This window comes from Pseudomonas sp. NLJ1, assembly GCF_049486705.1.
Taxonomy (GTDB): Bacteria; Pseudomonadota; Gammaproteobacteria; order Pseudomonadales; family Pseudomonadaceae; genus Aquipseudomonas; species Aquipseudomonas inefficax.
Genome location: NZ_CP137735.1, coordinates 973,099 through 995,813, shown reverse-complemented (window position 1 = coordinate 995,813; position 22,715 = coordinate 973,099). Strand labels below are relative to the sequence as shown.

Genomic DNA, 22,715 nt, shown 5'->3' with positions numbered 1-22,715 from the left:
TGATAACCATCAGGGTTACTGCAACGCAACTTTGGTACGCCGACCCGTGCCCGAGCCCGTTCACTGATGTCCCGCAGCGATCGGGTCTGGACGATTGTACACAAATAAATATTTGTAATGTGTACCGTTTTTCGCCTTTTTCTGATCGATCGGTCAAGCTTTTTATCGGGACGGCGACAGGCTACGCGCCGTGTCTGCTTCGGTCCTTTCGGAGCGAGGCCCACTGAGGCAACAAGCTTAGTTGTGTTCGGAGGGGGTGCAAGGGAGGGTAGAGCGGGGGCAAGGTGGGAATGGGGCTGCTTTGCAGCCCGTCGCGACACAAGGCCGCTCCTACAGGGAGTACGCGGTCCCTTGTAGGAGCGGCCTTGTGTCGCGATAGGGCCGCAAAGCGGCCCCTTGGCGGTATTACTTGGCAGTCACGGTTTCAGCAGCACCATCCTGCGACAGGCTATACACATATGCCGCCAGCAGGTGCACCTTGTCGTTGCCCTGGATCTCCGCCTGCGCCGGCATCTGACCCTGGCGACCATAGCGAATGGTCTGCTGCAGCTGGGCAAAGCTCGACCCGTAGATGAACGCCTGCGGGTGGGTCAGGTCTGGCGCGCCCATGGCCGGAGTGCCCTTGCCTTCAGGCCCGTGGCAGGCCACGCAGTTGCCGGCGAAGATCTCCTTGCCCTTGGCCGGGTCGGCCTTGGCGCCTTCCGGCAGGCTGCGGCCGTCCATGCTGGTCAGCACGAACGCAGCCACATCGGCCACGCCCTGCTCGCCAATCACCTCAGCCCAGGCCGGCATCACGCCATGGCGGCCGTTCAGGATCGAAGCCTTGATGGTTTCCGCTTCACCACCCCAGCGCCAGTCCTTGTCGGTGAGGTTTGGGAAGCCAAAGGCACCCTTGGCATCCGAGCCGTGGCACACCGAGCAGTTGGAGGCGAACAGGCGGCTGCCCATCTTCAGCGCCTGCGGGTCCTTGGCCACTTCTTCCACGGGCATGGCAGCATACTTTGCGAAGATCGGGCCGAATTTTGCGTCGGCCTTGTCCATTTCCTTCTGCCATTCGTTGGCGCCGGTCCAGCCATTTTCATAGCCCGGCAAGATGCCCTTCCAGTTGCCCAGGCCCGGGTAGAGGATCAGGTAGCCGACCGAGAACACCAGGGTGCCGACGAACAGCCAGAACCACCACTTGGGCAGCGGGTTGTCGTATTCCTCGATGCCGTCGAAGCTGTGGCCCATGGTCTGGTCGGTGGTGTTGTTGCTCTGGCCCTTGCGGGTGGCGAGCAGCAGCCAGGTCAGGCCAACCAGGCTACCAATGGTCAGTACGCAGATGTACGTACTCCAGAAGGTGGTCATTGCCCGTTACTCCTTTTTGCAGCAGGTTCCTGTCCGGCAGACGGCAGGCGGTCGTCGACGAAGGGCAGCAGGCGCGCTTCGGCGAAATCATGGTCGCGGCGGCGGTTGAATACCCACAGGGTGAGGCCGATGAAGGCGATCATCACCACCAGGGTACCCAGGCCGCGGATCATGCCGATGTCCATTCCCATCGCATTCACCTCTTGTTCTTGATCGCGGTGCCGAGCACCTGCAGGTAGGCGACCAGGGCGTCCATCTCGGTCTTGCCCTTGACCGCGTCGCGGGCTCCGGCGATGTCGTCGTCGCTGTACGGCACACCGAGGGTGCGCAAGGTGCGCATCTTGGTGTCGGTATGGCTGTTGTCGACCTGCTGGGCGACCAGCCATGGGTACGACGGCATCTTCGATTCCGGCACCACGTTGCGCGGGTTGTACAGGTGTGCACGGTGCCAGTCGTCCGAGTAGCGGCCGCCGACCCGGGCCAGGTCTGGCCCGGTGCGCTTGGAGCCCCACAGGAACGGGTGGTCCCACACGCTTTCACCAGCCACCGAGTAGTGGCCATAGCGCTCGGTTTCGGCGCGGAACGGGCGGATCATCTGCGAGTGGCAGCCCACGCAGCCTTCGCGGATGTAGATGTCGCGGCCTTCCAGCTGCAGCGCGGTGTAAGGCTTCATGCCTTCCACCGGCTTGTTGGTGACGTCCTGGAAGAACAGCGGGACGATCTGGGTCAGGCCGCCGATACTGACGGCAAACACCATCAGCAGGGCCAGCAGGCCGACGTTTTTCTCGATGACTTCATGTTTCATCAGGCAGGTCTCCTCAAGCCAGCTGGGCGTTCGCAGGGGCGACATCGAGCGCCGGCGAACGCACGGTGCGCCAGGTGTTCCAGGCCATCAGGAACATGCCGCTGAGGAAGATCGCACCGCCGACGAAGCGCACGATGAAGCCTGGGTGGCTGGCCACCAGGGTTTCCACGAACGAGTAGGTGAGCGTGCCGTCGCTGTTGACCGCGCGCCACATCAGGCCCTGGGCGATGCCGTTGACCCACATCGAGGCGATGTACAGCACCGTACCGATGGTAGCCAGCCAGAAGTGCGCGTTGATCAGGCCGATGCTGTACATGCGCTCCTTGCCGAACACTTTCGGGATGGTGTGGTACAGCGCACCGATCGAGATCATCGCCACCCAGCCGAGGGCGCCGGCGTGCACGTGGCCGATGGTCCAGTCGGTGTAGTGGGACAGGGCGTTGACCGTCTTGATGGCCATCATCGGGCCTTCGAAGGTGGACATGCCGTAGAACGCCAGCGACACCACGAGGAAGCGCAGGATCGGGTCGCTGCGCAGTTTGTGCCAGGCGCCGGACAGGGTCATCATGCCGTTGATCATGCCGCCCCAGCTTGGTGCCAGCAGGATCAGCGACATCACCATGCCCAGCGACTGCGCCCAATCGGGCAGGGCGGTGTAGTGCAGGTGGTGTGGGCCGGCCCAGATGTACAGGGTGATCAGCGCCCAGAAGTGCACGATCGACAGGCGATAGGAATACACCGGGCGTTCGGCCTGCTTGGGCACGTAGTAGTACATCATCCCAAGGAAGCCCGCGGTCAGGAAGAAGCCCACCGCGTTGTGCCCGTACCACCACTGCACCATGGCGTCGGTAGCGCCGGCGTAGATCGAGTACGACTTGGTCATGCTGACTGGCAGTTCCAGGTTGTTGACGATGTGCAGCATCGCCACGGTGAGGATGAACCCGCCGAAGAACCAGTTACCGACGTAGATGTGCTTGGTGTTGCGCTTCATCAGCGTGCCGAAGAACACGATGGCGTAGCTCACCCAGACGATGGTGATCAGGATGTCGATCGGCCATTCCAGTTCGGCGTATTCCTTGGAGCTGGTGTAGCCCAGCGGCAGGCTGATGGCCGCCAGCAGGATCACCAGTTGCCAGCCCCAGAAGGTGAACGCGGCCAGGCCCGGTGCGAACAGGGTGGTCTGGCAGGTGCGTTGCACCGAATAATAGGAGGTGGCGAACAGCGCACAGCCGCCGAAGGCGAAGATCACCGCATTGGTATGCAGGGGACGCAGGCGGCCGAAGCTGGTCCAGGGGAGGTCGAAGTTGAGGGAAGGCCAGGCGAGCTGGGCGGCGATGAAGACGCCGAGCCCCATCCCGACGATTCCCCACACCACCGTCATGATGGCGAATTGGCGGACCACCTTGTAGTTATAGGCGGTACTGCTGGTTGTGTTCATGTATGGGTTCCCATCCACGGTTATTTGGCAGGCTTTACAGCGAGGCAAGCATGATTAATGGGCAAAGTGCCGGTATTGACGGGGATCAATGGGCGAAGGTCGGAAATGTCCCAGGCTTGCGCTGCGATCCCCCGCACGTTCGGGGCAATGGCGGTTACAGGGGCTGCCTGATCCTGGCCCACGGCGCAGGCGCGCCGATGGACAGCGGCTTCATGGACGAAATGGCGCAAAGGCTTGCGGCGCTTGGGGTAGGGGTAGTGCGCTTCGAGTTCCCGTACATGGCCGAGCGCAGGGTTTCCGGCGGCAAGCGGCCGCCAAACCCGCAGAAGGTGTTGCTGGAATGCTGGCGCGAGGTGTACCGGCAGGTGCGACCTTTGGTCGCGGGCAAGCTGGCGGTGGGAGGCAAGTCCATGGGCGGCCGCATGGCCAGCCTGCTGGCCGACGAGTTGGGGGCGGATGCACTGGTGTGCCTGGGCTATCCGTTCTATGCGGTGGGCAAACCGGAGAAGCCACGAGTCGAGCACCTGGCGGAGTTACAGACGCCGACGTTGATCGTGCAGGGCGAGCGCGATGCGCTGGGTAACCGCGAGGCGGTGGCAGGGTATGCGTTATCGCCGGCGATCGAGGTGAGCTGGCTGGTGGCGGGGGATCATGACCTGAAGCCGCTGAAGGCCTCGGGGTTCAGCCATGAGCAGCATTTGCAGGCGGCGGCCGAAAAGGTTGCGGCATTCCTGTCGCGATAGTGCTGGATTCTTCGCGGGTGAACCCGCTCCCACAGGTTCACAACAAGGCTGAAAGCTGTGCAGTACCTGTGGGAGCGGGTTTACCCGCGAAGAGGCCGAAACAGGCTACTGCTTAGTCGCGGTACTCGCACAGGTAAGCGGTATCCACCTTCACCTGCAGCTGGAACTTGCTGTCAGCCGGCACGTTGAACTTGTCGCCTGCCTTGAAAGTTTCCCAGTTGTCGCTACCTGGCAGCTTCACGGTCAGCGCACCCGAAACCACGTGCATGATCTCGCGCTTGGCAGTGCCAAACTCGTATTCGCCCGGGGCCATCACACCGACAGTGGCCGGGCCTTCTTCGCCCGCGAATGCGATCGACTTGACGGTGCCGTTGAAGTACTCGTTGACCTGGAACATGGGCGACTCCTGAAAGGGGAGATGAAAAAGGGCTGGCCAGTATGCCCAAGCCCACGGGCCTCGTCATCTGCTTTCAGGTAGCGTCCGCCGGCAGGCTCAACGGCAGCAGCCGCGCGGTATTGCGCGCATCTTCCAGGGCCCGATGCTGCTGCCCGCAAAAGTGCATGCCAGCCAACTGCAGTGCACCATTGAGCCCAGCAGGGCGCTGCAGGTGGCGGGCCTTGGCGAAGCGTTGCTTGAGGTTGATGTGCGGCAGGGTCCGCAGCAGGCTGTCCAGCCCATGCTGCTGCCACTCCTGGTGCAATTGCTGGCGGTCGTAGTCGCCCCAGCTGACCCAGGCCTGAAGCTGCCCACGGTGGTGCCCGAGCCAATGCTCGAAGCTTGCCCATACTTCGCGGAACGACGCGGCACTGTCCACGCTGGCCTGGCTGATATGGGTCAGCTCACGACAGAACGGTGTCAACTGCGGCCGCCGCCGAGGCTTCACGAAGCGCTGGAAGTGGTCGACCTCGCGGCCTTCGCGGGTAACCAGGCTTGCGCCGATTTCAATGACTTCCATCTCTGTGACCGGCCACCCACCATCGTCGGTGGTGGCTTCCAGGTCGATCACCAACCAATGGCCCATACCAGGCTCCCTTGCAGATCCTGCTAGAGCGTAGCCAAACTCAGGGCATCCGGCACCCCCTGGCAATTTGCCCGCAGCTTTGGCGCAAAGTGCCACCAACCGGCAGTTGTGCCCGGAACGGAAAACGCCTAGCTTAGGCGGACCCAGGCATGAACCGTGATGAGTGTCCGTCTTGACTCCAGCGCCCGGCCTCAAGGCCCTCTCTCCACTGATGCTGCTGGCCGTGTTCTGGCTGGCGGCGCCGGCATGGGCTGCCGATGCCGTCGAGGTGAGGATTGGTGCGGCGCATTTCCCGCCGTACACGGTACGCCCCGAGCAGGGTGCCGACAGCGGCCTGTTGCCACAGCTGGTCGACGCGCTCAACCGCGCGCAGCAGCGCTACCACTTTGTCGTGGTGCCCACCTCCATCCAGCGGCGTTTTGGTGACCTTCAGCAAGGCCGCACCGACATGGCCATTTTCGAGAACCCGGCGTGGGGCTGGCAGCAGATCGCCCACCAGAGCGTGGACATGGGCCTGGAAGATGCCGAGGTGTTCGTCGCCCGCCAGGCCAATGGCCGTGACCCGAGTTACTTCGACGACCTGCACGGCAAGCGCCTGGCGCTGTTCAACGGCTACCACTATGCGTTCGCCGGCTTCAACTCCGACCCGGACTACCTGCGCAAGACATTCAACGCGACCCTGACCTATTCCCACGACAGCAACTTGCTGATGGTGCAGGCCGGCCGCGCCGACATCGCCTTGGTCACACGCTCCTACCTCAGCGATTTCCTGGCGCGCAACCCGGCTACCCGGGAGCAATTGGTGCCCTCGCAGCGCATCGACCAGGTCTATCACCACTATGCCTTGCTGCGCCCGGGGGCACCCATCGGCGAGCAGTCGTTCGCGGCACTGCTGCGCGCCCTGCGCGAAAGCGGCGAGCTGGCGCGCATCTTCGAGCCCTACCGCATCACGGTGGCCGCCCCCCACGACTAAATTCCCGTAGTGCGGCAACGTTTTCAGCAGTGAGCCTTTTCATCATTGCCGTGAGTCAAGCCCATGCCGTTCGATGCCGCTTCGCAGCCCCAGTCCGCGCCACGCTGGCGCAGCCTCAGTGCCGAGGAGGGTGACAGCTGCCTGAGCCTGTCCCTCGAAGGCCGCCCACTGATCGAGTTGCGCCTGGAGGTGGGCGCTACCCCGCATGTTCACCTCGAGCGGCTGTGCCCCGAGCGCCCCTATCAGGCATTGTGGGCCGCCTGTTATTGGTTACTGGCCCGCAACACCGCCTGCCAGCGCCTGGCCTGGCACCTGCCCGAGCCGTTGCCTCAGGCATTGGCCAGTGGCCTGCTGCTGGCTGGTGAGCAGCCTGGACAATACCTGTGCGAGCGGGCGCTGTTCTGGCAACTGCCACAACCGTGGCTAGGCGAACGGGCCGATGTGGCATACCCGCAGCAGATGCAGATCAGTGACGGCAAACGCCACCCACGCCGCGTGCCCAAGCCTCGTGGCGAGGTGTACCGGCGCTTCGATACGCGTCTGGGCAGTTGGGTATCGCTGCGTACCTTGGAGATCGAGCACGACCTTGAACGCTTCAACCGCTGGCAGAACAACCCGCGGGTAGCGGCGTTCTGGCAAGAGGCTGGCACCCTTGCGCAGCACCGCGAATACCTGGGCAAACTCGAGGCCGACCCGCATGCGTTGACGCTGATCGGCTGCTTCGATGACCAGCCGTTTGCCTACTTCGAGGCGTACTGGGCCAAGGAAGACCGCATTGCGCCGTTCTATCCGGCCGACGACTACGACCGCGGCATCCACATGCTGGTAGGGGAGGAGAGCCACCGCGGGCCGCACAAGGTGGCCAGCTGGCTTTCGGCGCTGGTGCACTACCTGTTCCTGGATGACCCGCGCACCCAGCGGGTGGTGGCCGAGCCGCGTGCAGACAACGGCAAGATGATCGGCTACATGCACGACCAGTGCTTCCACTGCGACAAGGAGTTCGACTTCCCGCACAAGCGGGCGGCGTTGATGATCCTGGGGCGGGAGCGGTTTTTCGAGCGTTGCAAACTGGCTTGAGGGCCAAGGGGCCGCTGTGCGGCCTTGTGGGAGCGGGTTCACCCGCGAAGAATGCGACATGATGCATGGCACCGGCTATGCCGGTGTTCGCGGGTAAACCCGCTCCCACACGCGCCCTCAGCCACCTTGAAGGATCAGGCCTGGCGACTGGCCGTCTTGCGGCAATGCACCAGCGCATCTCGGATCATGAAGTTGACCAGCGTCGGCGACACGCCCAGCTCCTTGGCAATGTCTTTCTGCGGCACGCCATGCAGGCGGTACATCTCGAAGGCATAGCGGGTGCGCTGGGGAAGTTCGTTCAGCGCCTCGGCAATGTCATCCAGCGCAGCGAGGTTGATGTGGGTGGCTTCGGGGGAGGCATTTTGCACGACCACGTTCATGCCTTCCTCCTCGCTGCCGGAGTACTTCAGCTCCATCGCCTGCTTGCGATAGTGGTCGATGGCCAGGTTGCGCACGATCTGGAACAGGTAGCTCAGCTGCGCCTTGAATGACGAGGTGATCTGCGGGGCGGCGCTGAGCCGGAAAAAGGCATCCTGCACCACATCTTCGGCGCGCGACCGGCAGCCGGTGATGCGGGCAGCGATCTTGACCAGGATGCTGCGGTTGTCGACGAAGGCCTGGAGTAATGGTGAATCGCACTTACTTGTGGATAGTTGTTCCGCCATGGAAATCACCTTGTCACAGAGAGGAAAGGACGCACCCAAATTTGGGAAGCTTCCTACGACGGGCGACAAGCTATTCAGAATGATAATGATTGTCAAATGCGAAATGTAATTAGTTTCATGTGATTTCGGTTCTAAGGCGCAGGGGTGGCTGGGGGTAGGTCATGGCATTTTCAGCGCCTAGGAGATCGAGCGCCGCCCGCGCGGCGCTTCGCGGGGCAAGCCCGCTCCCACATTTATTGCAACGTGGCCATGCCTGTGGGAGAGGCGTTGCCAGCCTTGGTGCAAGGCTTGAGACAAGTGGGGCGGCAGCAATGCCAACTCAGGAATCCAGCCAGCCCAACAAGGCTGACAACCATGACCTGTCAGGTTCGGCACGTTGCAACAAATGTGGGAGCGGGCTTGCCCCGCGAAGCGCCGCGCGGGCGGCGCTGGATCTGCCAGGCGCCACACCTCTCAAGGCATAAACCCACCAACTTTCACACAACCCAAAACCCCCAACCCCGCTAATTTCTCCCCCCTCCCATCCGTTTCCCTGTGTACACCTCAGGCCGCCACATGCCGCTGCGCCCACGTTCGCGCAGCAGCCGGCCCGACCCAACCAGACACTGGCAGGAACACCCCATGACGGACGCCTTCGAACTCCCGCTCTCGCTGGTCCAGGCCCTGGCGCAGCGCGCCGCGCACACCCCGGACAAAGTCGCCTTGCGCTTTCTGGCCGACGCGCCCGGCGAGCAGGCGGTGCTCAGCTACCGGGACCTCGACCAGCGCGCCCGCACCATCGCTGCTGCCTTGCAAGCCCGGGCCGGCTTCGGCGACCGCGCGGTGCTGTTGTTCCCCAGCGGGCCAGATTATGTGGCGGCGTTCTTCGGCTGCCTGTATGCCGGCGTGATTGCGGTGCCGGCCTACCCGCCGGAGTCCGCGCGCCAGCACCACCAACAGCGCTTGCTTTCGATCATCGATGACGCCGAGCCGCGCCTGCTGCTGACTGTCGCGGCGCTGCACGACAGCCTGCAGGGCCTGGAGGCCCTGACGGCGGCCAACGCTCCCGAACTGCTGGCGGTGGATGGCCTGGACCCGGCGCTGGCCGCGCAATGGCGCGAGCCCGCGCTCAAGGGTGATGACATCGCCTTCCTGCAGTACACCTCCGGCTCCACCGCACTGCCCAAGGGCGTGCAGGTCAGCCATGGCAACCTGGTGGCCAACGAGCAACTGATCCGCCAAGGCTTTGGCATCGACCTCAACCCCGACGACGTGATCGTCAGCTGGCTGCCGCTGTACCACGACATGGGCCTGATTGGCGGCCTGCTGCAGCCGATCTTCAGCGGCGTGCCTTGTGTGCTGATGGCGCCGGGCTACTTCCTGGCACGGCCGCTGCGCTGGTTGCAGGCCATCAGCGAGTATGGCGGCACCATCAGCGGCGGCCCCGACTTCGCCTACCGGCTGTGCAGTGAGCGGGTCAGCGAGGCCTCCCTGGCCGGGCTCGACCTCAGCCGCTGGCGGGTGGCCTATTCCGGCTCCGAGCCAATCCGCCAGGACAGCCTGGCGGCCTTTGCCGACAAGTTCCAGGCCTGCGGCTTCGACCCGCAGAGCTTCTTCGCCAGCTACGGCCTGGCCGAAGCGACCCTGTTCGTCAGCGGCAGCCGCCGTGGCCAGGGCATTGCCGCGCTGGAGCTGGACGCCCAAGCCTTCGCCGCCAACCTTGCGGAACCTGGCAAGGGCAGTGTGCTGATGAGCTGTGGCTACCCGCAGCCCGGGCATGCCGTGCGCATTGTCGAACCACAACGCCTGCAGGTGCTGGGCGACAACCAGGTGGGCGAGATCTGGGCCGGCGGCCCGAGCATCGCCCTGGGTTACTGGCGCAACCCTGAAGCCAGTGCCCGCACCTTCGTCGAGATGGACGGCCAGACCTGGCTGCGTACCGGCGACCTGGGCTTCATGCGCGAAGGCGAAGTGTTCGTCACCGGGCGCCTGAAGGACATGCTGATCGTGCGTGGGCAGAACCTGTACCCGCAGGACCTGGAAAAAACCCTCGAGCGGGAAGTGGATGTGCTGCGCAAAGGCCGGGTGGCGGTGTTCGCCGTTGAGCAGCAAGGCGAGGAGGGCATTGGCGTGGCGGTGGAAATCAGCCGCAACGTGCAGAAGGCGATCAAGCCCCAGGAGCTGATCAAGACCCTGCGCCAGGTGGTCGCCGACGCCTGCCGCCAGGCCCCGGCCGTGGTCCTGCTGCTGAACCCGGGCGCGCTGCCCAAGACCTCCAGCGGCAAGCTGCAACGTTCAGCCTGCCGTCTGCGCATGGACGATGGCAGCCTGGACTGCTACGCCCGTTTCCCTGAGGGGAGCGAGCCCGTTGCCAGGACGGTAGCGGGTGATGACCTGCAGGCGCGCATCGCCAGTGTGTGGCGCGACATCCTCAAGGTCGAAGCGGTGGCGGCAGACGACCACTTCCTGCTGCTGGGCGGCAACTCCATCGCCGCCACCCATGCCACCGCACGCCTGGCCGATGAGCTGGGCGTCAACCTGGGCCTGCGTACCCTGTTCGAGGCGCCGGTACTGGCGGACTACGCCCAGGCAGTGGCCGCGATCATCGCCCAAGGCGGTGGTCGGGGCGGTGCCATCGCCACCCTGGAACGCACCCAGGCGCTGCCCCAGTCGCTGGCGCAGAACCGCCTGTGGCTGCTATGGCAGTTGGACCCGCAGTCGGCGGCCTACAACATTCCGGCCGGCCTGCAGTTGCGCGGTGAGCTGGACGAAGGCGCCCTGGAAGCGGCCTTCCAGGCGCTGGTGGCGCGCCACGAATCATTGCGTACCCTGTTTGCCGAAGAGAACGGCCAGGCCCTGCAGCGCATCCTGGCGCAGCAGCCGTTCGACCTTCGCCGCCTGGACCTCGAAGGCCAGGCCGCCGAGCAGGTCGCCGCCCAGCGCGAAACCGAAGCTCGCCAGCCGTTCGACCTGACCCGCGGGCCGTTGCTGCGGGCGACCCTGGCGCGCCTTGACGATGAACATCATCAGCTGTGGGTGACCCTGCACCATATCGTCGCCGACGGCTGGTCGCTGAACATACTGCTCGACGAATTCGCCAAACTGTACGCCGCCCATTGCCAGGGCCTCGACGCGAACCTGGCACCGCTGACCCTGGGCTATGCCGACTACGGCACCTGGCAGCGACAGTGGCTGGCCGCAGGCGAAGCCGAGCGTCAGCTGCAGTACTGGCAGGCGCGCCTGGGGGGTGAACTGCCGGTGCTCGACCTGTGCACCGACCACCCGCGTGCCAGCCAGCGCGACCACCGCGCCGCCCGCTTCAGCCTCAAGGTACCAGCCAGGCTCACCGAAGCGCTGAATGGCCTGGCCCGCGAGCAGCAGGCCAGCCTGTTCATGGTGCTGCTGGCCGGCTGGCAGGCGCTGCTGCACCGCTACAGCGGCCAGGTCGATATCCGTGTCGGCGTGCCCAACGCCAACCGGCCGCGCCTGGAAACCCAAGGCATGGTCGGCTTTTTCATCAATACCCAGGTGCTGCGTGCGCAACTCGATGGCCGCCTGCCGTTCGACCAGTTGCTGGCCCAGGTGCGCCAGGCCACCCTGGATGCCCAAGCCAACCAGGACTTGCCATTCGAGCAGCTGCTCGAAGCCTTGCCCGAGGCTCGCGAGCAAGGCCTGTTCCAGGTCATGTTCAACCACCAGCAACGCGACCTGTCTGCCCTGCGCCGCCTGCCGGGCCTGCTGGCCGAAGAGCTGCCGTGGCACAGTCGCGAAGCCAAGTTCGACTTGCAGCTGCACAGTGAAGAAGACCACCAGGGCCGCCTGAGCCTGGCCTTCGACTATGCCGCTGAATTGTTCGATGCCGGCTCCGTCAAGCGCCTGGCCCAGCACCTGCTGGCCCTGCTCGAGCAGGTGTGCACCGAGCCGCAGCTGGCGCTGGGCGAGGTGCAATTGCTCGATGAGGCTGGCCGCGCGCAACTGCTGAGCTGGGGCGAGGCACCGGCTGCGACGCCGCAGCGCCTGCTGGTCGAGCAGCTCAATGACCAGGCACGCCTGACCCCGCAGCGCACCGCCCTGGTATGGGACGGTGGCAGCCTGGATTACGCTGAGTTGCATCAGCAAGCCAACCGTCTGGCCCACTACCTGCGTGACAAAGGCGTCGGCCCCGACACCTGCGTGGCCATCGCCGTCGAGCGTTCGCCGCAGCTGCTGGTCGGCCTGCTGGCCATTCTCAAGGCCGGTGGTGCCTATGTGCCGCTGGACGTCGATTACCCGGCCGAGCGCCTGGCCTACATGCTCGCCGATTGCAATGCGGGCCTGTTGCTGAGCCACAGCAGCCTGCTTGGCAAGCTGCCACAGGTTGACGGCGTCAGTGCCATCGCCCTCGACCAGTTGCACCTGGACAGCTGGCCAAGCCATGCCCCTGGCTTGCACCTGCATGGCGACAACCTGGCCTATGTGATCTACACCTCCGGTTCCACCGGCCAACCCAAGGGTGTGGGCAATACCCACGCGGCACTGGCCGAGCGCCTGCAATGGATGCAGGCCAGCTACGCGCTGGACGACAGCGACGTGCTGATGCAGAAGGCGCCGATCAGCTTCGACGTTTCGGTGTGGGAGTGCTTCTGGCCACTGGTGACCGGCTGCAAGCTGGTGCTCGCCGGCCCCGGTGAGCACCGCGACCCGCAGCGCATCGCGACGTTGGTGCAGGCCCATGGCGTGACCACGCTGCACTTCGTGCCGCCGCTGTTGCAGGTGTTCGTCCAGGAGCCGCAGGCGGGTGCCTGCAGCAGCCTGCGCCGGCTGTTCTCCGGTGGCGAAGCGCTGCCCGCCGCGCTGCGTGACCGCGTGCTGCAAGTGCTGCCGCAGGTGCAGTTGCACAACCGCTATGGCCCGACCGAAACCGCCATCAACGTCACCCATTGGCACTGCCAGGCTACCGATGGCGAACGCTCGCCGATCGGCCGCCCGCTGGGCAATGTGCTGTGCCGCGTGCTGGACGACGAGCTGGAGCTGACCGCCCCAGGTGTGCCGGGCGAGCTGTACCTCGGCGGTGCAGGCCTGGCCCGTGGCTACCTGGGCCGCCCGGGCCTCACCGCCGAACGCTTCGTGCCCCGGGCAGATGGCAACGGCGAACGCCTGTACCGCAGTGGCGATCGCGCCCGCTGGCAGGTGCAGACCGAGGCGCTGGAATATCTTGGCCGCCTCGACCAGCAGGTCAAGGTACGTGGCTTCCGTGTCGAGCCCGAGGAAGTCCAGGCCTGCCTGCTGGCACAAGCGGGGGTCGAACAGGCGCTGGTACTGATTCACAAGGATGCCGTAGGCGCGCAACTGGTCGGCTACTACAGTGGCAGCGCCCAGCCTGATGCGTTGCTGGCGGCGCTGGCTGAACAACTGCCGGCCTACATGGTGCCGGCACAACTCATCCCGCTGGCGCAGATGCCACTGGGCCCCAGCGGCAAGGTCGACCGCAAGGCATTGCCGGCCCCGGTGTGGCAGCAGCGGGAGCACATCGAGCCGCAAACCGAGTTGCAACAGCAGGTCGCCGCCATCTGGCGCGAGGTGCTGAACCTGCCGCGCATCGGCCTGCAGGACGACTTCTTCGCCCTCGGTGGCCACTCGCTGCTGGCCACTCAAATTGTCTCGCGCACGCGTCAGGCCTGCGATGTCGAGCTGCCGCTCAAGGCCCTGTTCGAAGCCAGCGAGCTAGGCGCTTTCTGTGCCGAGATCGCGGGTATCCGCGCTGCCGGTGAACGCAACCTGCAAGGCGCAATCGCCCGCGTCGACCGCCGCCAGGCGGTGCCGCTGTCGTACTCGCAGCAGCGCATGTGGTTCCTCTGGCAAATGGAGCCGGACAGCCCGGCGTACAACGTCGGCGGCATGGCGCGCCTGCGCGGCACCCTGCATGTGGATGCCTTCGAGCGCGCGTTGCAGGCGCTGGTGGTGCGCCACGAAACCTTGCGCACTACCTTCCCCAGCATCGATGGCGTGCCGTACCAGTGCGTGGCCGAAGACAGCAGCCTGCACCTCGACTGGCAGGACTTCAGCGCCTTGCCCGCCGATGCCCGCCAACAACGCCTGCAACAACTGGCCGATGGCCAGGCGCACCAGCCGTTCGACCTGGAGCGCGGTCCGCTGCTGCGTGCCTGCCTGGTCAAAGCCCAAGAGCGCGAGCACTTCTTCGTGCTGACCCTGCACCATATCGTCACCGAAGGCTGGGCGATGGACATCTTCGCCCGCGAACTGGGCGAGCTGTACGAGGCCTTCGTCGATGACCGCGAATCGCCGCTGGCGCCGCTGCCGGTGCAGTACCTGGACTACAGCGTGTGGCAACGGCAATGGCTGGAAAGCGGCGAGGGCGCTCGCCAGCTGGCCTACTGGCAGGCCCGCCTGGGCGATGAACACCCGGTGCTGGCGCTGCCTGCCGACCGCCCGCGCCCGGCAGTGCAGAGCCACCGTGGCGAGCTGTACCGCTTCGAGCTCGACCCGGCGCTGGTCGCCCGTGTGCATGCCTTCAACAGCCAGCGCGGCCTGACCCTGTTCATGACCATGACTGCCACCCTGGCCGCCTTGCTGCACCGCTACAGCGGCCAGCGTGACTTGCGCATTGGCGCGCCGGTGGCCAACCGCATCCGCCCGGAAAGTGAAGGGCTGATAGGCGCGTTCCTCAACACCCAGGTGCTGCGCTGCGAGCTGGACGGCCAGATGACTGCGGCACAGCTGCTGGAGCAGGTACGCCAGGTTGCCATCGAAGGCCAGTCGCACCAGGACCTGCCGTTCGACCAGCTGGTGGAAGCCCTGCAGCCACCTCGCAGCAGCGCCTACAACCCGCTGTTCCAGGTGATGTGCAACGTGCAGCGCTGGGCCTTCCAGCAAAGCCGCCAGCTTGCCGGCATGCAGGTGGATTATCTGGTCAACGACGCCAGCGCCACCAAATTCGACCTGTACCTGGAGGTGACCGACCTCGACGGCCGCCTGGGTTGCTGCCTGACCTACAGCCGTGACCTGTTCGACGAACCACGCATCGCACGCATGGCCGAGCACTGGCAGCAACTGCTGGCCGGCCTGCTCGACAACCCGCAACAGCGCCTGTGCGAGCTGCCGATGCTGAGCAGTGCCGAACAGAAGATGCTGGCGGGCCAGTTGCAGGGCGAGCCGGATTTCGCTCTCGACCAGACCGTGCACGGCCTCTTCGCCGCCCAGGCTGCGCGCACGCCACACGCTGGCGCGTTGACCTTCGCCGGCCGGCACATGACCTATGCCGAACTCGACCAGCAGGCCAACCGCCTGGCCCGTGCCCTGCGCGAGCGTGGCGTCGGCCCGCAGGTGCGGGTGGGCCTGGCGCTGGAGCGCTCGCTGGAAATGGTCGTCGGCCTGCTGGCCATCCTCAAGGCCGGTGGCGCCTACGTGCCGCTCGACCCCGAGTACCCGCTCGACCGCCTGCGCTACATGATCGAAGACAGCCGCATCGGTCTGCTGCTCAGCCAGCGCGCGCTGCTGCAAACCCTGGGGCAGCTACCCGAAGGCGTGGCGCGCTGGAGCCTCGAGGACGACAGTGCCAGTCTTTCAGCCTACAGCGATGCGCCGCTGGACAACCTCAATCTGCCGCAGCACCAGGCCTACCTGATCTACACCTCCGGTTCCACCGGCAAGCCCAAGGGCGTGGTAGTCAGCCACGGCGAGTTCGCCATGCATTGCCAGGCGGTGATCGACGCCTTCGGCATGCGCAGCGACGACTGCGAGCTGCATTTCTATTCGATCAATTTCGATGCCGCCAGCGAGCGCCTGTGGGTGCCGCTATTGTGTGGTGCCCGGGTGGTACTGCGCGCCCAGGGGCAGTGGGGCGCCGAAGACATCTGCCAACTGGTGCGCGAGCAACAGGTGAGCATCCTCGGCTTCACGCCCAGCTACGGCAGCCAGTTGGCGCAGTATCTGGGCGGGCAGGGCGAACAGTTGCCAGTGCGCCTGGTCATTACCGGTGGTGAAGCGCTGACCGGTGAACACCTGCAGCGCATCCGCCAGGCCTTCGCGCCGCAGCAGTTCTTCAACGCCTACGGGCCGACCGAAACCGTGGTCATGCCGCTGGCCTGCCTGGCACCACAGACATTGCCGGCGGAGCTGGGCAGTGTACCGATCGGCCGCGTCATCGGTAGCCGCACGGCCTACATTCTCGATGAAGACCTTGCCCTGTTGCCGCAAGGCGGTATTGGCGAGCTGTATGTCGGCGGTGCCGGCCTGGCCCAGGGTTACCACGACCGCCCCGGCCTCAGTGCCGAGCGCTTCGTCGCCGACCCGTTCGGCAGCGAAGGCGGGCGCCTGTACCGCACCGGTGACCTGGTGCGCTTGGGCAGCGATGGCCTGGTCGAGTACGTCGGTCGCGCCGACCAGCAAGTGAAGATTCGCGGTTTCCGCATTGAACTGGGCGAAATCGAAAGCCGCCTGCAGGCCCATGCCGATGTCGACGAAGCTGTGGTGCTGGCCCTCGACCTGCCGGGCGGCAAGCAACTGGTGGGTTACCTGGTGTGCAGGCAGGCCGCTGCCGACAGCGAGGCCCAGAGCCTGCTGCGCGACGCGGTGAAAGCCGATGCCCGCCAGCACCTGCCGGACTACATGGTGCCGGCGCACCTGGTGCTGCTCGACAGCCTGCCACTGATGGGCAACGGCAAGCTCGACCGCCGTGCGCTGCCGCTGCCGGACCTGGAGCAGGCACGCCAGCAGTACCAGGCGCCTGGCAACGAGGTGGAAGCGCAGCTGGCGCAGATCTGGCGCGACGTGCTAAACGTTGCCCGGGTTGGCGTGCAGGACAACTTCTTCGAACTGGGCGGCGACTCGATCCTGTCGATCCAGGTGGTCAGCCGTGCCCGTGAGGCCGGCTTGCAGTTCACCCCGCGCGACCTGTTCCAGCATCAGACCATCCAGACCCTGGCGGCCGTCGTTCAGCGCAGCGAAGCCGCCAGCAGCATCGAGCAGGGCCAGCGCCAGGGCCAGGCTGGCCTTACGCCGATTCAGCACTGGTTCTTCGACAGTGAAGTGCCACAGCCGCAGCACTGGAACCAGGCTGTTCTGCTGGAGGCGCGCAAGCCGCTGGATAAGGGAGTGCTGGAGCAAGCCTTGGCCGCCCTGGTGCAGCACCACGACAGCCTGCGCCTGCGCTTCAGCCAGGCCCAGGGCCGCTGGCAGGCCGAATATGCTTCGCCTGCCACCGGCCAATTGCTGTGGACAGCCACGGTCGCCGACTTCGCCGATTGCCAAGCGCTGTACACCGACCTGCAACGCAGCCTCGACCTGCAGCAGGGCCCGCTGTTGCGTGCCTTGCTGGTAAATGACGGACAGGGCAGCCAGCGCCTTTTACTGGCGATCCATCACCTGGTGGTCGATGGCGTGTCGTGGCGCGTGCTTCTGGAAGACCTGCAGGCGCTGTACCGTGGCCAGCCACTGCCGGCCAAGACCCACGCCATGGGCGACTGGGCCGCACGCCTGGCCAGCTATGCTGGTAGCGATTCGCTGCGCGACGAACTGGGCTGGTGGCAAGGCCAGTTGGGCGGTGTGCGCCGCGAACTGCCATGCGATCACCCGCAGGGCGGCAACCTGCACCGCCACGCCCGTACCTTGGCCATCGGCCTGGATGTGGCGCAGACCCGGCAGTTGCTGCAGCAGGCCCCGGCGGCCTACCACACCCAGGTCAACGACCTGTTGTTGACCGCGCTGGCGCGTGCCCTGTGCCGCTGGAGCGGCGACGAAGAAGTGCTGGTACAGCTTGAAGGCCATGGCCGCGACGGGCTGTTCGAAGACATGGACCTGACCCGCAGCGTTGGCTGGTTCACCAACGCCTACCCGCTGAGCCTGCGTCCGTTGCCAGGCGACGACGATGCGGCGCGGGCAGGCTCGATCAAGCGCATCAAGGAGCAGCTGCGCCAGGTGCCGCACAAAGGGCTGGGTTACGGCGTGCTGCGCTACCTGGCCGATACGGCCGGGCGCGAGCAGATGGCGGCTTTGCCGCAGGCACGCATCACCTTCAACTACCTGGGCCAGTTCGACCAGCAGTTCGACAGCACGGCGCTGTTCCAGCCGCTGGACGCCCCGGCCGGTTTGGCCCACGACCTCGATGCACCGCTGCCCAACTGGCTGAGTGTCGATGGCCAGGTGTATGGCGGTGCCCTGCAATTGCGCTGGACCTTCAGTGCCGAGCGCTACGACGAGCGAACCATCGCCAGCCTGGCCGAAGCCTATCGCCAGGAGCTGCTGGCCCTGGTCGAGCATTGCCTGGCTGATGGCAACGGCAGTTTCACGCCCTCGGACTTCCCGCTGGCGCACCTGACCCAGGCGCAGATCGACGCGCTGCCGGTACCGGCCGCGCAGATCGAGGACGTCTACCCGCTGACGCCGATGCAGGAGGGCATGCTGCTGCATACCCTGCTGGAGCCGGGCACCGGCCTCTACTACATGCAGGACCGCTACCGCATCAACAGCGCGCTCGATCCCGAACGCTTCGCCCAGGCGTGGCAGGCGGTAGTGGCGCGCCACGAAGCGCTACGCGCATCGTTCAGCTGGAACACCGGCGAGGCGATGCTGCAGATCATCCACAAGCCGGGCAACACACCGGTGGACTACCAGGACTGGCGTGGCCTCGACGACAACGCCCAGGAGCAGCGCCTGCAAGCCCTGCACAAGCAGGAACGCGAGGCTGGTTTCGCCCTGCTCAGCGAGGCGCCGTTCCACCTGCGCCTGGTGCGTGTGGCCGACGAGCGCTACTGGTTCATGATGAGCAACCACCACATCCTCATCGATGCCTGGTGCCGCTCGCTGTTGATGAACGATTTCTTCGAGATCTACCAGGCCCTGGGCGAAGGCCGGCAGGCCCGATTGCCGGTGCCGCCGCGCTATCGCGACTATATCGGTTGGCTGCAACGCCAGGGTCTGGACGACGCACGTGCCTGGTGGCAGGCCAATCTGGCCGGCTTCGAACGTGCCACCACCATCCCCAGCGACCGCCCGCTGCGCCATGACCATGCCGGTAGCGGCATGATCGTCGGCGACTGTTACACCCGCCTGGCGGTGAGCGACGGCGTGCACCTGCGCGAGCTGGCCCAGGCCCACCAGCTCACCGTCAACACCTTCGCCCAGGCGGCCTGGGCCCTGGTACTGGCGCGCTACAGTGGCGACCGCGACGTGGCCTTTGGCGTGACCGTGGCCGGGCGCCCGGTGAGCATGCCGCAGATGCAGCGTACCGTCGGCCTGTTCATCAACAGCGTTGCCCTGCGCGTGCAATTGCCGGTGGCGGGTGAGCGCTGCAGTGTGCGCCAGTGGTTGCAAGGCCTTTTGGAGCGCAACATGGAGCTGCGCGAGTACGAATACCTGCCGCTGGTGGCAATCCAGGAATGTAGCGAACTGCCCAAGGGCCAGCCACTGTTCGACAGCCTGTTCGTGTTCGAGAACGCGCCGGTGGAAACCGCCGTGCTCGACCACGCCCAGCACCTGAATGCCAGTTCCGACTCGGGCCGCACCCACACCAACTTCCCGCTGACAGCAGTGTGCTACCCGGGCGATGACCTTGGCCTGCACCTGTCGTTCGACCAGCGCTACTTCGACTACCCGACCGTCGAGCGTCTGCTGGCCGAGTTCAAGCGCCTGCTGCTGGCGCTGATGCAAGGCTTTGAAGGGGAGATGAGCGCACTGCCGTTGCTGGGTGACGAAGAGCAGCGCTTCCTGTTGGAGGACTGCAACCGTACCGCACGTGCCTATCCGCTGGAGCAGAGCTACATTGCGCAGTTCGAGGCGCAGGTGGCCGCACATCCGCAACGTACCGTGGCCCGCTGCCTGGACGCGTCCTACGACTACGCCGGGTTGAACCTGGCGGCCAACCGCCTGGGCCATGCCTTGATCGCGGCGGGTGTGAACGTGGACCAGCCGGTGGCACTGCTGGCCGAGCGTGGGCTACCGCTGCTGGGCATGATCGTCGGCAGCTTCAAGGCCGGCGCCGGCTACCTGCCACTGGACCCGGGCCTGCCGGCGGCGCGCCTGCAAAGCATCATCCAGCTCAGTCGTACACCCGTGCTGGTGTGCAGCGGGGCCTGTGCCGAACAAGGGCGGCTGTTGCTGGATGAGCTGGAGCTGACGACGCGGCCGCAGTTGCTGGTCTGGGAAGATATCCAGGCCAGCCCGGTGGCCAGCCACAACCCCGGCATTCACAGCGGGCCGGACAACCTCGCCTATGTGATCTACACCTCAGGCTCCACCGGCCTGCCGAAGGGGGTGATGGTCGAACAGCGCGGCATGCTCAACAACCAGCTGAGCAAGGTGCCGTACCTGGCGCTTGGCGAGCAGGACGTCATCGCCCAGACGGCCTCGCAGAGCTTCGACATTTCGGTGTGGCAGTTCCTTGCCGCGCCACTGTTCGGCGCCAGGGTGGAGATCGTGCCGAACGCCATTGCCCATGACCCGCAGGCCCTGTTGGCGCATGTGCAGGCCACCGGCATCAGCGTGCTGGAAAGCGTGCCGTCGCTGATCCAGGGCATGCTGGCCAACGACCACCAGGCCCTCGATGGCCTGCGCTGGATGCTGCCGACCGGCGAAGCCATGCCACCGGAGCTGGCGGCGCAGTGGCTGCAGCGCTACCCGCAGATCGGCCTGGTCAACGCCTACGGCCCGGCGGAGTGCTCCGATGACGTGGCGTTCTTCCGCGTCGATGCCGCCTCGACCCGTGGCAGCTACCTGCCGATCGGCACGCCGACCGACAACAACCGCCTGTACCTGTTCGGCGAGGACCAGGCGCTGGTGCCACTGGGTGCGACAGGTGAGCTGTGCGTGGCCGGCACCGGCGTGGGCCGTGGCTATGTCGGCGACCCGGTGCGTACGGCACTGGCGTTCATTCCCCATCCTCATGGTGCCCCGGGTGAACGCCTGTACCGCACCGGCGACCTGGCGCGGCAGCGCCCGGACGGGGTGCTGGAGTATGTCGGGCGCATCGACCATCAGGTGAAGATCCGCGGCTACCGTATCGAACTGGGCGAGATCGAAGCCCGCTTGCACGAACAGCCGGAAGTCCGCGACGCTGCCGTTGGCGTGCAGGAGGGCGTCAATGGCAAGCACCTGGTGGGTTACCTGGTGGCGCATCAGGGCGTTGCAGCCGACGCTGCGTTGCTGGAACAGCTCAAGCAGCGCCTGCGTGCCGAGTTGCCGGAGTACATGGTCCCACTGCACTGGGGCTGGTTCGACAGCCTGCCGCACAACGCCAACGGCAAGCTCGACCGCAAGGCCCTGCCGGCCATCGACATCGGTGGCCAGCACAGCCAGGTCTACCAGGCGCCGCGCAACGAGCTGGAAGAGGTACTGGCCGGAATCTGGGCCGATGTGCTCAAGGCCGAGCGGGTAGGGGTGCACGACAACTTCTTCGAGCTGGGCGGGCATTCGCTGCTGGCCACGCAGATCGCCTCGCGGGTGCAGAAGCAGTTGCAGTTGAACGTGCCGCTGCGGGCGATGTTCGAGTGCAGCACGGTGGAGGAGCTGGCGGCGTATGTGCAGGGGCTGCAGGGCAATGTGCTGGATGACGACAAGGTCGACCGGCTCAGTGACCTGATGGCTGAGCTGGAGGGCTTGTGACCTGAACAGGTGAGGCCTGCACCGCCCCTGGATTGGCGCACAAAAGTTGAAATTGCTGGGGCCGCTATGCGGCCCTTTCGGGACACAAGGCCGCTCCTACAGATACGGCGTTGTTCTCGAGGTTTGGCGCAGGACCTGTGGGAGCGGGCATGCCCGCGAACACCGGCGCAGCCGGTGCCATACACCGCGTTGAGTCTTCGCGGGCTTGCCCGCTCCCACAGGGCCGCCACCGCCTTCATGGCAGGTGCACTACTTGTAGGAGCAGCCTTGTGCTGCGAATGGGCGGCAAGGCAGCCCCGGCGATTTCACATCAGCGCTTGCCGAGAATCTTCCCAAGCAACTCCGGCCGCGGTGCGCCTTGCTGGCTCTGCAGGTTGCCCTGGTCATCCTGATAGAAGATCGCCGGGGTCGCCTGCAAACCCATCTCTTCCATCAGCGCCATGTTCGCCGCCAGCTTCTGCTGCACCGCCTCCGGCACCTGCTCCAGTGCCTTCAACTTGCTGGCCTTGCCCGCTTTTTCATGCTCATGCAGTGCCTTGGCCGGGTCTTTCGCCGCCAACAGCGCCGCCGACTTGCCCGGGCTATCCTCGCGGATGATGCCGACCATGATATGGCGCAACTGCACCTTGCCCGACTCCACCCACGGCCGCGCCTGCTCCCAGAACATGTTGCAGTAGGGGCAGTTGGGGTCGCTGAACAGGTACACCTTGCGCGGTGCATCGTCCTTGCCGTCGGCGATCCAGGCGGTTTTTTCCATCTTGGCCCAGATTTCCTTGCTCATCGGCGCATACACCAGCTTTTTCAGCGGCTCGGCACTGAGGTCCTTGCCCTGTTCGTCGAACAGGCTGCCGACCAGTACGTGCTTGCCGTCAGGGGTGAGGTACAGCGCCAGGCCGTTATTCTGATACTCGGCGGCATACCCGCGCAGGCCGTTGGGGGCGTCGAAGCTGCCTTTGATCACGGCGCCCTTGGCTTGCAGTTGTTGAATTGCCTTGGGCAGCTCTTCGGCCTGCAGGGTGGGGCTAGCCAGCAGGGCCAGGGACAGGGGCAGCAGTGCAGTCAGTCGCATG

12 protein-coding genes are annotated in these 22,715 nt (G+C 65.5%); 4 read left to right on the top strand and 8 right to left on the bottom strand.

Annotation, left to right across the window (positions count from 1 at the left end; genetic code table 11):
- Positions 1-405: 405 nt before the first annotated feature.
- The 4 genes from ccoP to ccoN are packed head-to-tail and all read right to left on the bottom strand — an operon-like array spanning position 406 to position 3,590.
- Positions 406-1,347, bottom strand: a complete 942-nt coding sequence (ccoP, locus tag R9B85_RS04415; RefSeq protein WP_112253020.1) for a cytochrome-c oxidase, cbb3-type subunit III — start codon at positions 1,345-1,347, stop codon at positions 406-408.
- Positions 1,344-1,538 (bottom strand): cbb3-type cytochrome oxidase subunit 3, encoded by a 195-nt coding sequence (locus R9B85_RS04410; protein WP_087499892.1) that lies wholly within the window; start codon positions 1,536-1,538, stop codon positions 1,344-1,346. Before R9B85_RS04410 ends, ccoP begins: the two co-directional genes overlap by 4 nt.
- A 5-nt stretch (positions 1,539-1,543) precedes the next feature.
- Positions 1,544-2,152, bottom strand: a complete 609-nt coding sequence (gene ccoO, locus R9B85_RS04405; RefSeq protein WP_112253019.1) for a cytochrome-c oxidase, cbb3-type subunit II — start codon at positions 2,150-2,152, stop codon at positions 1,544-1,546.
- Between the two features lie 13 nt (positions 2,153-2,165).
- On the bottom strand, positions 2,166-3,590 hold the full coding sequence (gene ccoN / locus R9B85_RS04400) for a cytochrome-c oxidase, cbb3-type subunit I (protein ID WP_207878121.1): 1,425 nt from the start codon (positions 3,588-3,590) through the stop codon (positions 2,166-2,168).
- A gap of 50 nt (positions 3,591-3,640) precedes the next feature.
- Here ccoN and R9B85_RS04395 point away from each other — a divergent pair, with 50 nt between their 5' ends.
- Positions 3,641-4,333 carry an alpha/beta family hydrolase gene (locus R9B85_RS04395; RefSeq protein ID WP_112253018.1) on the top strand — a complete coding sequence of 231 codons (693 nt, stop codon included), beginning with the start codon at positions 3,641-3,643 and terminating at the stop codon, positions 4,331-4,333.
- Positions 4,334-4,445: 112 nt separating this feature from the next.
- Here R9B85_RS04395 and R9B85_RS04390 read toward each other — a convergent pair whose 3' ends face one another.
- Together R9B85_RS04390 and R9B85_RS04385 are read right to left on the bottom strand one after the other, a co-directional pair.
- Positions 4,446-4,730: a pyrimidine/purine nucleoside phosphorylase gene (locus R9B85_RS04390; RefSeq protein ID WP_003259920.1), complete on the bottom strand. Its 285-nt coding sequence runs from the start codon at positions 4,728-4,730 to the stop codon at positions 4,446-4,448.
- 73 nt (positions 4,731-4,803) lie between these two features.
- Positions 4,804-5,355 (bottom strand): exonuclease domain-containing protein, encoded by a 552-nt coding sequence (locus R9B85_RS04385; protein WP_112253017.1) that lies wholly within the window; start codon positions 5,353-5,355, stop codon positions 4,804-4,806.
- 172 nt (positions 5,356-5,527) lie between these two features.
- Between R9B85_RS04385 and R9B85_RS04380 the strand changes: the two genes are divergently transcribed.
- Together R9B85_RS04380 and R9B85_RS04375 are read left to right on the top strand one after the other, a co-directional pair.
- On the top strand, positions 5,528-6,328 hold the full coding sequence (locus tag R9B85_RS04380) for a substrate-binding periplasmic protein (protein ID WP_215521112.1): 801 nt from the start codon (positions 5,528-5,530) through the stop codon (positions 6,326-6,328).
- A 63-nt stretch (positions 6,329-6,391) separates the two neighbouring features.
- Positions 6,392-7,405, top strand: a complete 1,014-nt coding sequence (locus R9B85_RS04375) for a GNAT family N-acetyltransferase (RefSeq protein WP_423770867.1) — start codon at positions 6,392-6,394, stop codon at positions 7,403-7,405.
- Between the two features lie 134 nt (positions 7,406-7,539).
- Here the strand turns inward: R9B85_RS04375 and R9B85_RS04370 are convergent, their stop codons facing one another.
- Complete coding sequence (locus tag R9B85_RS04370) at positions 7,540-8,070, bottom strand: RNA polymerase factor sigma-70 (RefSeq protein ID WP_112253014.1); 531 nt, start codon at positions 8,068-8,070, stop codon at positions 7,540-7,542.
- Positions 8,071-8,691: 621 nt separating this feature from the next.
- Between R9B85_RS04370 and R9B85_RS04365 the strand changes: the two genes are divergently transcribed.
- Complete coding sequence (locus tag R9B85_RS04365; protein ID WP_423770866.1) at positions 8,692-21,645, top strand: non-ribosomal peptide synthetase; 12,954 nt, start codon at positions 8,692-8,694, stop codon at positions 21,643-21,645.
- 310 nt (positions 21,646-21,955) lie between these two features.
- Here the strand turns inward: R9B85_RS04365 and dsbG are convergent, their stop codons facing one another.
- The gene (gene dsbG / locus R9B85_RS04360) at positions 21,956-22,714 is read right to left on the bottom strand and encodes a thiol:disulfide interchange protein DsbG (protein WP_112253012.1); all 759 of its coding nucleotides are present in this window, start codon (positions 22,712-22,714) and stop codon (positions 21,956-21,958) included.
- Position 22,715: the final 1 nt, after the last annotated feature.